The sequence below is a fragment of the Thiomonas delicata genome (assembly GCF_900088825.1).
Lineage (GTDB): Bacteria > Pseudomonadota > Gammaproteobacteria > Burkholderiales > Burkholderiaceae_C > Thiomonas_A > Thiomonas_A delicata.
This window is the reverse complement of the sequence record NZ_LT592170.1, coordinates 692,062-703,982: the sequence shown is the minus strand read 5'-3', so window position 1 is coordinate 703,982 and position 11,921 is coordinate 692,062. Positions and strand designations below refer to the sequence as shown.

The following is an 11,921-nucleotide window of genomic DNA, read 5'->3' as shown; positions in this document are numbered from 1 at the left end:
ATAATGCTCCATCGGCCGCCCCTGCCCGGCAAGGCCGACTTGGCGAGACGCGGCAGGGAGAGACGGCCGGCCACGGACACACGCAAGGATCATTTCATGCCTCAACTTTTCACTCTCATCGGGGTCAGCCTGCTCGCCGTCACTGCGGGGCTGAGCTTCGTCATGCAGCAGGCGGTGAACGCGAACCTGCGCGCAAGCCTGGGGTCGGCGGCCTGGGCCGGGTTCGTGAGTTATCTCGGCGGCACGGTCTGCATGCTGCTGCTGGCGCTGGCGTTGCGCGACCCTGCGCCGCAGGCCGACGCCATCGCCAGGAGCAACTGGTGGGCCTGGAGCGGCGGCCTGTTCGGCGCCGTCTATATCGGCATCTCCATCATGCTCGTGCCGCGACTCGGGACCGCCACGTTCGTCACCCTGCTGGTCGCGGGCCAGATGCTGGCTTCGCTCGTGTTTGACCACTACGGCCTGTTCGGCGTGCCGCGTCATCCTGCCGACCTGTACCGTCTCACGGGCGCGGCGTTCCTCGTCGCCGGGGTCGTCCTGGTGCGGCTGTAGGGTCAGCGCACGCTACGCCGCCTGGGCGTAGAACGGACCGCGTCCGGCCAGCAGGCGCGGGGTTTCGTGGTTGACGGCGCGGCCGATGGCGGCGATGTGCTCGGGCGTGGTGCCGCAGCAGCCGCCGACGATGTTCACCAGCCCTTCGGCGGCGAACTCGTGCAGCAGCCGCGAGGTGACCTCGGGGGTTTCGTCGAAGCCGGTGTCGCTCATCGGGTTGGGCAGGCCGGCGTTGGGGTAGCAGCTGATGAAGGTGTCGGGCGCCGCCTTGGCCAGCTCCTGCAGATAGGGCCGCATGAGCGCGGCGCCGAGGGCGCAGTTCAGGCCCACGGCCAAGGGCTTGGCGTGGCGCACGCTGGCCCAGAAGGCCGGCACGGTCTGGCCGGAGAGAATGCGCCCGGAGGCGTCGGTCACGGTGCCGCTGATGATGATGGGCAGGCGCTGCCCGCTGGCCTCGAACCATTCGTCGATGGCGAACAGCGCGGCCTTGGCGTTGAGGGTGTCGAAAATGGTTTCCACCAGGAACAGGTCCACGCCTTCCTCGCCGAGCGCCTGCGCCTGGGCGTAATAGGCCGCGCGCAACTGCTCGAAGGTGACGTTGCGCGCGCCGGGGTCGTTGACGTCGGGGCTGATGCTGGCTGTCTTGGGCGTGGGGCCGAAGGCGCCGGCGACGAAACGCGGCTTGTCCGGCGCGGCGTGCGCGTCGGCGCTGGCGCGGGCGATGCGCGCGGCGGCGCGGTTCATCTCATCGGCCAGCTCGGCCATGCCGTAGTCCTCCTGCGCGATGGTGGTGGCGCCGAAGGTGTTGGTCTCGACGATGTCGGCGCCGGCGGCGAAATAGCCGTCGTGAATGTCGCGGATGATCTGCGGCTGCGTCAGGTTGAGCAGCTCGTTGTTGCCCTTGACGTCTTTCGGCCATGCTTTGAAGCGTTCGCCGCGGTACTGCGCCTCGCTGAGCTTGAAGCGCTGGATCATGGTGCCCATGGCGCCGTCGAGAATGAGGATGCGCCGGCGCAGCAGCGCCGGCAGTTGCGCGCCGCGCGTGTAGGCGGGCTCGGGCTGTGCGGGGGTGGCGGAGGTCATGCGCGGATTCTAGGAGTGGAGGGGTTCACGCGGCACGCTTAGGGCCAATACTGTTCAGATACGTAGGATTGGTGTTGGCTGATGGTGTTGATGGAGTACCTCTCCGCGATGTCGGAGGTTGTAGTTGCTCATTTTGCGTTTGACGCCGCGCGGGTTGGTCCGACCTCGGCTGCTCACGCAGCGACCGCGGGCGATTTCCTCGAACAAGGCGTCGCGCCAGCAAGGCAGTCGCTCAGGGGGGAATGGCCGCGGCCTGCGGCATTTTTCGCTTGATCACTCGCACTGCGTGGGTGAAGCTCAAGCGATCCGGATCGAGTCCGCGTGGCCAGGCGGCTTGCGCCATGATTTGGCGAATCGCGAAGTGCGCCAGAAGCAGTCCCCAAAGTTCCTGCCTCACCAGTTCCGGTGTCTTGCTTCGCAGGACGGTGCTGTTGGCTCGCAGGTGCGTCTTGAATTCGGCGAAGACGCTCTCGACTTCCCAGCGTTCGTGGTAGAGCGCCGCCAGCTCGAGCGCCGGAGCATCCTCGGGATCCAGGATGTTGGTGACCAATCGGTAGCTGTCCTGTGTTGGCGTGGCGGAGTTGGTCAACAGGTACTCGACGATCCGAATCGTTTGCCCGACGCGCTCGCTCCTGCGATCGTCGCTGTCGAACACCGTACTGAGATAGGAGCCGTCCGGCAGCGCTTTTTCAATCGGCAGTTTGCTCGTAGACGGCACTCGCCATGCCAGTTTGGCACCGGTGGCGCACGCGATCTGCCAGAGCTTGAATCCGTAGAAGCCGCGGTCGGCAAGCACGAGCATGTTTGCTGTCAACTTCTGGGGCAGCAGTCGGCTCGCCATGACGCGTTCGCTCTGGCTGTAGGGGCCGATGTCGGCGGCCACAACGGCGTGGGTGCCGCACTCGACCAAGCCCAGCAGCCGGGCCTGTGGAAAGGCGCTCTGTCCGCGTGTGGCACTCGGGTAGCCGAAGTAAGAGGCGTTGGCCGCCTCGTCCGCCACGTCCATGCCGCTGCCATCCAAAGCCATCACGCGCAGCCCGCGATACCAAGCTCCAGGTGCCCCGGGCGCTGCAAGCGGCCGCAACACCCGATCAGCCAGTTGATGCATGACCTCGGCACCGAGCCGCGTGCGCGCCTGCGAAATCGCCGACTTGCTGGCCTGGACTGCACCAGCCCGGCTATCGCCGAGCCATTGCAGGCCCTCGCAAACGACGCGCAGAACCTCCTCCAGCGGCGCCTCCCGCCACAGCGCCAACGCCATCACGTAGTACACCACCGCCGGCGCTGGAAGAAGACGCTCGCGCTGGCTTGCTCGGCCTGTCTCGCTTAGCACCTCCTCGATCAGCGCCCGCGGACAAACGCTGGCCAAAACCCCCGCGCTGATCAGGTGTGCCACGTCAACCTGGGCCGGTAACGCCTTGCGTGTCCTGGCCATGCCTCATCCTCATCGACACCTCGATGAGGATGAATTATGACTGATTGCCTGCTATCTGAACAGTATTGCGCTTAGGGCTGCGGCAGCAACATCACGAGCTTGATGTCGCCATGCAGCGCGGGGCGCAGCGTGATCTGCTCGAACGTCAGCTCGCCGCGCCGGGGATGGCGGAAACGACGCTCGCCGCCTTCGCGCGCGAGCACGTCGTGACGCCCCCAGCAACGGGCGAAATCGGCGCTTTCGGCGGCCAGCGCCTCCACCTGCGCGCGCAAGGGCGGCGAGTCGATCTGCAGACCGCAGTCGGCGCGGAATTCGGCCACCAGGCGGTGGCTGCGGGCGTCCCAATCGTGGATCAGCTTGCGCGCGGCGGGATCGAGAAACAAAAACCGCAGCAGGTTCGGTGGCGGAGATGCCCCCGCCGCGCCCCAATCGAGGAAAAGCTCGGCGGCCTGCGGATTGCTGGCGACGACGTCCCAGCGGCGGTCGAGCACATAGGCGGGGCAGGTCATGTGCCGCACGCTGCGCAGCACGGCGTCCACGGGGCGAGGCTGCGCGCCGGGTGCGGCGTGGTCCAGCCGCCCGGCGAGCTCGAACAGATAGGCGCGCTCGGCGACTGACAATTGCAAAGCCTGCGCCAGACGCGCGAGCATGGCGGCGGACGCGGCCACCGGCCGCCCCTGTTCGAGCCAGGTGATCCAGGTGGCGCTCACCCCGCAGAGCTGGGCCAGCTCCTCGCGGCGCAACCCAGGCGTGCGCCGGCGCGCCGTGCCGGCGAGGCCGGCCGACTGCGGCTGCAGGCGCTCGCGGCGCAGGCGGATGAAGGCGCCGAGATGTTCGCGCCGCAGCGCGGGATCCGGGTCTGCGGGTTGTGGTTCGGCATCGGACATGGGCATGGGGAAGCCAGGCGCTTTGCGCTGGGGTTGGCAGCTCTTATACCAGGATATTTTCTCATCTTGTACCAGGATGAACGGCGGACTATGTTCGCCTGGGTGGACACCGCACATGCGCCACGCCCCTTCCTTCAACCCCGAAAAACGCCATGAAACAGCAAAACCTCGCCGCCGCGCAGTTCGGCGCCACCGCCCAGTCCTACCTCACCAGTAGCGTGCACTCGCAAGGCGCCGATTTGCAGCGCCTGGGCCGCCTGGCGCGCGAGCTGGGCTGCCAGGACGCGCTCGACCTGGGCTGCGGCGCCGGCCACGCCAGCTATGCGCTGGCCGAGAGCGGGGCGCAGGTGACGGCCTATGACCTCTCCCAGGCCATGCTCGACGTGGTGGCCGCCGAGGCACGTCAACGCGGCCTTCCGAACCTGCGCACGCAACTGGGGCCGGCGGAACGCCTGCCGTTCGCGGACGCCACGTTCGATCTCGTGGCCACGCGCTTCTCGGCGCACCACTGGCTGGACGTACGCGCGGCGCTGGCCGAGGCGCGCCGGGTGCTGAAAACGAACGGCACCCTGGTGGTGATCGACGTGGTCGCGCCGGAGAACCCCCTGTTCGACACCGTGCTGCAGGCCGTGGAAATCCTGCGCGACGCCTCGCATGTGCGCGACTACCGGGTGTCCGAATGGGGTGCCATGCTGCAGGCCGCCGGCTTCGCGGCGCCCGCATCGGACAGTTGGACGCTGCCGATGGAGTTCGCCGGTTGGACCGCGCGCATGCGCACCCCGGCGCTGCGCGCCGACGCGGTGCGCGACGTGCTCGCCCACGCGGCGCAGGAAGCGCGGCAGCACTTCGACGTGAAGCCCGACGGCTCGTTCCGCCTGGACGTGGCCTGGCTGCAGGCGCGGCCGCGGGCGTGACGAAGGGACGCGACACGCAGGGGCTGATTTTTGCCTTGACGCAAAATCAGCCCCTGCGCGCGATGCCGGACTAAGATTGCCCGCCTGCTTCGCACATCCCCGCCACCCATGTCCTTGCTACCCCGCCTGCGCCTGTGGGCCCGCCGCCAAGCCAGCCTGATCTGGCTGCTGGCGCTGGCCTATGCGGCCATGCCACTGGCGCAGGCGCTGCAGCCGCAGGCGCAATGGGTCGAGATGCCGTATTGCGCAGGCGCCGTCAGCGCAACCTCGGCGCAGCAGGCCGAAGCTGCCGGCCATGGCCCGGCGCATGCCCACCTGCTGGTGCTGTTCACGCCCAACGCCTGCCCGGCGGGATCAGGCCCGCAGGCGGCGTTGCCGACCGGCGCCGCCTTCCTGCCCGCCGTCACACCTTGCGCGGCCTGCGCCACGCCCCGGCAAGACACTCCCAAACCCGCCGCGCTGGCCTATTCGCGGCCGCAGACGCGCGCACCTCCCGCAGAAAACACCGCAGCCTGATCGACCGTGGCGGGCCCCGTGGGCCATGCCTGTTCCTTTCCTGCGGCGCTTTGCGCACGCCATCCCTGCGGGCCATGTGCCCGAAGCCGCGATGCGCAAGGCGCGGGAGTCCATCGATGCAACACCCTGTTGTCCGCCTGCCGCGCGCCGCGCTGGCCGGCTTGTTCCTGGCCGCCGCTCCGGTGTCGGCCTTCGCCTGCGCCACCTGCGGCTGCTCGCTGTCCAGCGACGCAGCCATGGGCTATTCGGCCGCCTCCGGCTGGCGCATCAGCCTGCAGTACGACTACATCAACCAAAACCAGCTTCGCGGCGGCACGCGCACGGTTTCGCCGGCTCAAGTGGTGAACGACCCGACCACCGGCGAACTGGAGCACGACACCATCAGCCGCTACACGACCCTGGGCCTGAGCTACAGCCCCGACGCGGACTGGAACATCAACCTGCAGATTCCGTATGTCGACCGCAGCCACACCAGCTACACCGACACGACCTCGGCGCCGTTCGACAGCGCGCAGCTGAACGCGGCCAACCTCAGCGGCTCGCACAGTTCAAGCCTGGGCGACGTCAAGCTCATCGGCAGCTGGCAGGGCTTGCTGCCGACCCACGCCCTGGGTCTGCAACTGGGCGTGAAGCTGCCCACCGGGCGCTATGGCGGGCCGAACGCGGCGGGCACCGGGGTGGTGGGCAACAGCCCCGTGGCCTTCTCCAGCGGACCGAGCGCCGGGCAGTTGCTCGACACCAGTCTGCAGCCCGGCACCGGCAGCACCGATCTCATCGTCGGCGCCTACTACTACCAGGCGGTCAGCCAGAACTTCGACGCTTTCGTCAACGGCCAATTCCAGGCCGCGATGCTGCACAAGCTCGATCAACCCGGCGCGGACTATCGGCCGGGCAATCTGGCCACGGTGAGTTTCGGGCTGCGCTACGAGAAAAATCCGACCATCGTGCCGCAGCTGCAGGTCAACATCAGCCGCAAGAGCCATGACCAGGGCGCGCTGGCCGATACTTTGGACACCGCCGGCACCGTGGCCTACCTCAGCCCCGGCGTGAGCGTGAGCCTGATGCGGAACATGCAGCTGTATGGTTTCGTCCAGCTGCCGGTCTACAGCAAGCTCGACGGCTACCAGCTGTTCCCGCGATGGACCGCCAGTGCGGGCATGAGCTACGCCTTTTGATGCCCGCCGCGTGCCCGGGTCCGCATCCTGGGCACGCGGCAGCATGTCCGCGGGCCGCCGTGCCCGCTTTGTTGTTTCGATCCTGAAGGAGAGTTGAGATGAGCAGCCTGCCGACCCCACACCACAAGTCCCACGGCCTCGCGCGCCGCGCCCTGCTGGCGTCCTGCTTCGCCGCCGCGGCCATGGCCATCGCGCCGGCCTTCGCCACCGGCCTCGCCACCGTGCAGGCCAAGGGCGCCTGGATCCGCTGGCTGCCGGCCAATCTGCCGGCGGGCGGCTATGTCGAACTCGGCAACACCGGCGACAAGCCCGTGGTGCTGCTGGGCGCCGAAAGCCCGGACTATGGCAACACCATGCTGCACCAGACCGTCAGCAAAGGCGGCGTGAGCGAGATGATCCACGTCGACAAGATCACCATCCCCGCGCACGGCCACATGGCCTTCTCGCCCGGCGGCTATCACATCATGCTGATGCAGCCGAAGAAGGAGGTCAAGCCCGGCGACAAGGTGCCCATCACCTTCCGGTTCGAAGGCGGCAAGACGCTGACCGTGGACTTCGAGGTGCGCAAGCCCGGCGCCAGCGGCCCCGGCAGCATGAAGGGCATGGACATGGGCGGCATGCACGACATGCACCCGCAAAAGCCCTGACATGGCACGCCAGCCCGAAAGCCGCGGCGCCGGGACGCCGCCGCAGGGGCTTGCCGACCCGTCGCGGCGCACCCTGATACGCAGAGTCGCCGGGCTCGGCATGGCGGCGGGGGGCCTGCTCGCCCAGCCGGCCCGGGCCGACGCGCTCAGGCTCGGGCAGCCGGCACCGCCCCTGGTGCTGCACACGCTGGACGGACGCGACATCGCCACGCGGGACCTGCTTGGCCAGGTGGTGATCGCGACGTTCTGGGCCACCTGGTGCGGACCCTGCCGCGAGGAGCTGCCCATCCTCTCCGCGTACGCGAAGCGGCACGCCGCGCAGGGCCTGCAGGTGCTGGGCTTCAGCCTGGACGCGCCGGCCGACCTGCCCAAGGTGCGCGACGTGGCCGCCACGCTGAGCTTTCCCATTGGCCTGCTGGGCAGCGCCTATGCGGGGGCTTACGGCCGCGTCTGGCGCATTCCGGTGAGCTTCACCATCGACCGCGCCGGCAAGCTCGCCGACAACGGCTGGGACGACGAGCAGCCGGCCTGGAGCGAGGCGCGGCTGCGTCGCGTGGTCGCACCGCTGCTGGCGGGCAAGGCATAGCGCCGCGGCGCAGACCCCGGCCGCGGTGCGGGCGGGCAACGGGACCCGTCACTCCTGGGACAGCCCCTGCCGCCCCAGGAGAAACCCCAGTTTCTACAATGCCGGTTTCGGTGCCCGCCATGAACGCCCCTCAAATTCCGCCGCTCGAAGTTCCCGCGCCAACTCCCGACGCCGCGCCTGCCGCGGCCCTGTCGCTGGCGGACGCCCCGGCGCGCCTGCGCGAAATTCCCTACAACTACACCTCGTTCTCCGACCGCGAAATCGTCATCCGCCTGCTCGGCGCCGACGCCTGGGACTGGCTGTCCCAGCTGCGCCAGGAACGCCGCACCGGACGCAGCGCGCGCATGCTGTACGAGGTGCTGGGCGATATCTGGGTGCTCAAGCGCAATCCCTACCTGCAGGACGACCTGCTGCATTCGGGCAAGCGCCGCCGCGCCTTGATCGACGCGCTGTGGCACCGCCTGCACGAGGTCGACAAGCGCAGGCACGGCACCGACACGCAGGATGCGCACGCCGGCGCGCGCGACGCCCTGGTGGTGCAGTTGCTGGAGCGCGCGCGCGCGGCCGTGACCACCTTCGCCGCCTGGTTCGACGACGTCGCCGCCCTGCGCCGGCGCGCGCTGCGCGAATTCGCCCGCCACACGCGACGCGACAACATCCGTTTCGACGGCCTGGCGCGCGTTTCGCACATGACCGACGCCACCGATTGGCGCGTGGAGGTTCCCTTCGTCGTGCTCTGCCCCGACACCGAGGCCGAGATGGCGCCGCTGGTGCAGGCCTGCGTCTCGCTGGGCCTGACCATCGTGCCGCGCGGCGGCGGCACCGGCTACACCGGCGGCGCGGTGCCGCTGGTGTGGAACAGCGCGGTGATCAACACCGAGAAGCTCGAAGACCTGGGCGCGGTGGAAATGATCGATCTGCCGGGTGTCGGGCACCCCGTGCCCACCATCCGCACCGGCGCGGGCGTGGTGACCCAGCGCGTGGCCGACGCCGCCGACCGTGCCGGCCTGGTGTTCGCGGTCGATCCCACCTCGGCCGACGCCTCGTGCGTCGGCGGCAATATCGCGATGAACGCCGGCGGCAAGAAAGCCGTGCTGTGGGGCACGGCGATCGACAACCTGGCCTGGTGGCGCCTGGTGGATCCGCAGGGGCGCTGGGTCGAGGTCACGCGCCTGGACCACAACCTGGGCAAGATCCACGACGCCCCGGTGGCGCGCTTTCGCATCGACACCTTCGCCGCGGACAGCAGCACCTTGCTGAACACCGAGGTGCTGGAGATCGAAGGCGCGCGCTTTCGCAAGGCCGGCCTGGGCAAGGACGTGACCGACAAGTTCCTCGCCGGCCTGCCCGGCATCCAGAAGGAGGGCTGCGACGGGCTCATCACCAGCGCGCGCTGGGTGCTGCACCGCATGCCGCCGCACGTGCGCACCTTCTGCCTGGAGTTCTTCGGCCAGGCGCGCGAAGCCATCCCGTCCATCGTCGAGATCAAGAACCATCTGGAAGATCGCCCGGGCGGCGCCATTCTCGCCGGGCTCGAACACCTGGACGAACGCTATCTCAAGGCCGTGGGCTACGCGCCCAAGAGCAAGCGCGGCGCGTTCCCGAAGATGGTGCTGTTCGGTGACATCGTCGGCGAGGACGACGACGCCGTCGCACGCGCCACGGCCGACGTCGTGCGCATGGCCAACGCCCGCGTCGGCGAAGGCTTCGTCGCGGTGAGCGCAGAGGCGCGCAAGAAGTTCTGGCTGGACCGCAAACGCACCGCCGCCATCGCCCGCCACACCAACGCCTTCAAGATCAACGAGGACGTGGTGATTCCGCTGCCGCGCATGGGCGAGTATGTCGACGGCGTCGAGCGCATCAACATCGAGCTGTCGCTGAAGAACAAGCTGCAGCTCGCCGCCGAACTCGACCATCTGTTGCGCGGGCGCCTGCCGCTGGCGAAGAACGAGGAACTCGGAGAAGGCGAGCCGCCGGTGGACGCCGCCGAGCTGGAGAGCCTGCGTGTCCAGGCGCTGGATCTCCTGGCCCAGGTGCATGCGCGCTGGAGCTTCCTGCTCGAACATCTGGACGCACCCTTGTCCGCGGCCATGCCGCGACTCGCCGAGATGGGCCTGGCCTCGGCGCAGACCGCGGCCGCGCAGATGCTGCACCGCCAGCCGCGCGCCGCGCTGTTCCACCTGCTGCAGGAGCATGCCCTGCGCGCCTCGTGGAAAGCCGAGCTGCGCCGGCCGCTGCACGCGCTGTTCGCTGGCGGCGCGTTCGAGCCGCTGCGCCGCGAACTCGACGCCCTCCACAAGCGCGTGCTCAAGGGCCGCGTCTGGGTGGCGCTGCACATGCACGCCGGCGACGGCAATGTGCACACCAACATCCCGGTGAACTCCGACGATTACGCCATGCTGCAGGCCGCGCACGATGCGGTGGCGCGCATCATGCGGCTTGCGCGCGACCTCGACGGCGTGATCTCCGGCGAGCACGGCATCGGCATCACCAAGCTGGAGTTCCTGACCGAGGCCGAGATCGGCCCGTTCCGCGACTACAAGCTGCGCGTCGACCCCGAAGGCCGCTTCAACAAGGGCAAGCTGCTGAACGACCCCGCGCTGCCCGCCGACCTCACCAACGCCTACACGCCCAGCTTCGGGCTGATGGGGCACGAGTCGCTGATCATGCAGCAAAGCGACATCGGCGCCATCTCCAACTCGGTGAAGGACTGCCTGCGCTGCGGCAAGTGCAAGCCGGTGTGCGCCACCCACGTGCCGCGCGCCAACCTGCTCTATTCGCCGCGCAACAAGATCCTCGCCACCTCGCTGCTGGTCGAGGCCTTCCTGTACGAGGAACAGACCCGGCGCGGCGTGAGCATCCACCACTGGGAGGAGTTCGAGGACGTGGCCGACCATTGCACGGTCTGCCACAAATGCCTGTCTCCCTGCCCGGTGGACATCGACTTCGGCGACGTGTCCATGAACATGCGCAACCTGCTGCGCAAGATGGGCAAGAAAAGCTTCAACCCCGTCAACGCGGCGGCCATGTTCTTCCTCAACGCCACCGACCCGCGCACCATCAAGACCGTGCGCACCGGCATGATGCAGTGGGGCTTCAAGGCGCAGAACGTGGGCGTCAAGCTGCTGCGCGGCCTGGGCCGCCGGCAGACCGCCGCGCCGCCCGCCAGCACCGGCAAGCCGGTGCTGCGCGAACAGGTCGTCCACTTCGTCAACAAGCCCATGCCCGGCGGGCTGCCGAAGAAGACGGCGCGCGCGCTGCTGGACATCGAGGACAAGAATTTCGTCCCCATCATCCGCAACCCCGCCACCACCACGGTGGACAGCGAGGCGGTGTTCTATTTCCCCGGCTGCGGCTCCGAGCGCCTGTTCTCGCAGGTCGGCCTGGCCACCCAGGCCATGCTCTGGCAGATCGGCGTGCAAACCGTGCTCCCGCCAGGCTATCTGTGCTGCGGCTACCCGCAGCGCGGTTCGGGTCAGTACGACCGCGCCGAGAAGATCATCACCGACAACCGCGTGCTGTTCCACCGCGTCGCCAACACGCTGAACTACCTCGACATCAAGACCGTGGTGGTGAGCTGCGGTACCTGTTTCGACCAGCTGCAAGGCTATGCCTTCGACAAGATCTTCCCCGGCTGCCGCATCGTCGACATCCACGAATTCCTGCTCGAAAAAGGGGTGACGCTGCCCAGCACCGGCACCGCCTACCTCTACCACGACCCCTGCCACACGCCGATGAAACAGCAGGAGCCGATGAAGACCGTGCGCGCCCTGCTGGGCGAGGGCGTGCGCAAGAGCGAGCGCTGCTGCGGCGAAAGCGGCACGCTGGGGGTGAGCCGGCCCGACATCGCCACCCAGGTGCGCTTTCGCAAGGAAGAGGAGCTGCGCGCCGACGAGACCGCGCTGCGCGCGCAGGGTCATACCGGCGACGTCAAGATCCTCACCTCCTGCCCGAGCTGCCTGCAGGGCCTGCTGCGCTACAAGAACGACCTGCAGCACGGGCTGCTCGAGGCCGACTACATCGTGATCGAAATGGCCCGCCATATCCTCGGCGAGGATTGGATGGCCGCCTATGTGAAGGCCGCCAACGCCGGCGGCATCGAGCGCGTGCTGGTGTGATGGGGTTG

At 68.5% G+C, this 11,921-nt stretch carries 10 protein-coding genes; 7 read left to right on the top strand and 3 right to left on the bottom strand.

Annotation, left to right across the window (positions count from 1 at the left end; translation table 11 throughout):
- Positions 1-96: 96 nt before the first annotated feature.
- Positions 97-552 (top strand): DMT family transporter, encoded by a 456-nt coding sequence (locus THIARS_RS03350; RefSeq protein WP_094160601.1) that lies wholly within the window; start codon positions 97-99, stop codon positions 550-552.
- Between the two features lie 12 nt (positions 553-564).
- Here the strand turns inward: THIARS_RS03350 and THIARS_RS03345 are convergent, their stop codons facing one another.
- From THIARS_RS03345 to THIARS_RS03335, 3 genes are all read right to left on the bottom strand, one after another.
- Positions 565-1,635 (bottom strand): homocysteine S-methyltransferase family protein, encoded by a 1,071-nt coding sequence (locus tag THIARS_RS03345; protein ID WP_094159464.1) that lies wholly within the window; start codon positions 1,633-1,635, stop codon positions 565-567.
- Positions 1,636-1,867: 232 nt separating this feature from the next.
- Positions 1,868-3,070: an IS4 family transposase gene (locus THIARS_RS03340; protein WP_094159105.1), complete on the bottom strand. Its 1,203-nt coding sequence runs from the start codon at positions 3,068-3,070 to the stop codon at positions 1,868-1,870.
- 71 nt (positions 3,071-3,141) lie between these two features.
- Complete coding sequence (locus THIARS_RS03335; protein WP_094160600.1) at positions 3,142-3,957, bottom strand: helix-turn-helix transcriptional regulator; 816 nt, start codon at positions 3,955-3,957, stop codon at positions 3,142-3,144.
- Positions 3,958-4,109: 152 nt separating this feature from the next.
- Here THIARS_RS03335 and THIARS_RS03330 point away from each other — a divergent pair, with 152 nt between their 5' ends.
- The 6 genes from THIARS_RS03330 to THIARS_RS03305 all read left to right on the top strand — a co-directional run bounded on the left by THIARS_RS03330 (position 4,110) and on the right by THIARS_RS03305 (position 11,913).
- Positions 4,110-4,871 (top strand): class I SAM-dependent methyltransferase, encoded by a 762-nt coding sequence (locus tag THIARS_RS03330; protein ID WP_094159463.1) that lies wholly within the window; start codon positions 4,110-4,112, stop codon positions 4,869-4,871.
- A 108-nt stretch (positions 4,872-4,979) separates the two neighbouring features.
- A complete protein-coding gene (locus THIARS_RS03325; RefSeq protein ID WP_094159462.1) occupies positions 4,980-5,387 on the top strand; it encodes a hypothetical protein in 408 nt (135 codons plus the stop codon).
- Between the two features lie 116 nt (positions 5,388-5,503).
- Complete coding sequence (locus THIARS_RS03320; RefSeq protein WP_094159461.1) at positions 5,504-6,562, top strand: transporter family protein; 1,059 nt, start codon at positions 5,504-5,506, stop codon at positions 6,560-6,562.
- 98 nt (positions 6,563-6,660) lie between these two features.
- Positions 6,661-7,209, top strand: coding sequence for a copper chaperone PCu(A)C (locus tag THIARS_RS03315; RefSeq protein WP_094159460.1), 549 nt, complete (start codon positions 6,661-6,663; stop codon positions 7,207-7,209).
- 100 nt (positions 7,210-7,309) lie between these two features.
- A complete protein-coding gene (locus tag THIARS_RS03310; RefSeq protein WP_094160598.1) occupies positions 7,310-7,795 on the top strand; it encodes a TlpA disulfide reductase family protein in 486 nt (161 codons plus the stop codon).
- 119 nt (positions 7,796-7,914) lie between these two features.
- Positions 7,915-11,913: a DUF3683 domain-containing protein gene (locus THIARS_RS03305; protein ID WP_094160599.1), complete on the top strand. Its 3,999-nt coding sequence runs from the start codon at positions 7,915-7,917 to the stop codon at positions 11,911-11,913.
- Positions 11,914-11,921: the final 8 nt, after the last annotated feature.

Coding starts and splice junctions, on each gene's coding strand:
- THIARS_RS03335 (WP_094160600.1), bottom strand. CDS start 3,957: ATGTCCGATGCCGAACCACAACCCGCAGACCCGGATCCCGCGCTGCGG.
- THIARS_RS03320 (WP_094159461.1), top strand. CDS start 5,504: ATGCAACACCCTGTTGTCCGCCTGCCGCGCGCCGCGCTGGCCGGCTTG.
- THIARS_RS03310 (WP_094160598.1), top strand. CDS start 7,310: ATGGCGGCGGGGGGCCTGCTCGCCCAGCCGGCCCGGGCCGACGCGCTC.
- THIARS_RS03305 (WP_094160599.1), top strand. CDS start 7,915: ATGAACGCCCCTCAAATTCCGCCGCTCGAAGTTCCCGCGCCAACTCCC.
- THIARS_RS03330 (WP_094159463.1), top strand. CDS start 4,110: ATGAAACAGCAAAACCTCGCCGCCGCGCAGTTCGGCGCCACCGCCCAG.
- THIARS_RS03350 (WP_094160601.1), top strand. CDS start 97: ATGCCTCAACTTTTCACTCTCATCGGGGTCAGCCTGCTCGCCGTCACT.
- THIARS_RS03345 (WP_094159464.1), bottom strand. CDS start 1,635: ATGACCTCCGCCACCCCCGCACAGCCCGAGCCCGCCTACACGCGCGGC.
- THIARS_RS03325 (WP_094159462.1), top strand. CDS start 4,980: ATGTCCTTGCTACCCCGCCTGCGCCTGTGGGCCCGCCGCCAAGCCAGC.
- THIARS_RS03340 (WP_094159105.1), bottom strand. CDS start 3,070: ATGGCCAGGACACGCAAGGCGTTACCGGCCCAGGTTGACGTGGCACAC.
- THIARS_RS03315 (WP_094159460.1), top strand. CDS start 6,661: ATGAGCAGCCTGCCGACCCCACACCACAAGTCCCACGGCCTCGCGCGC.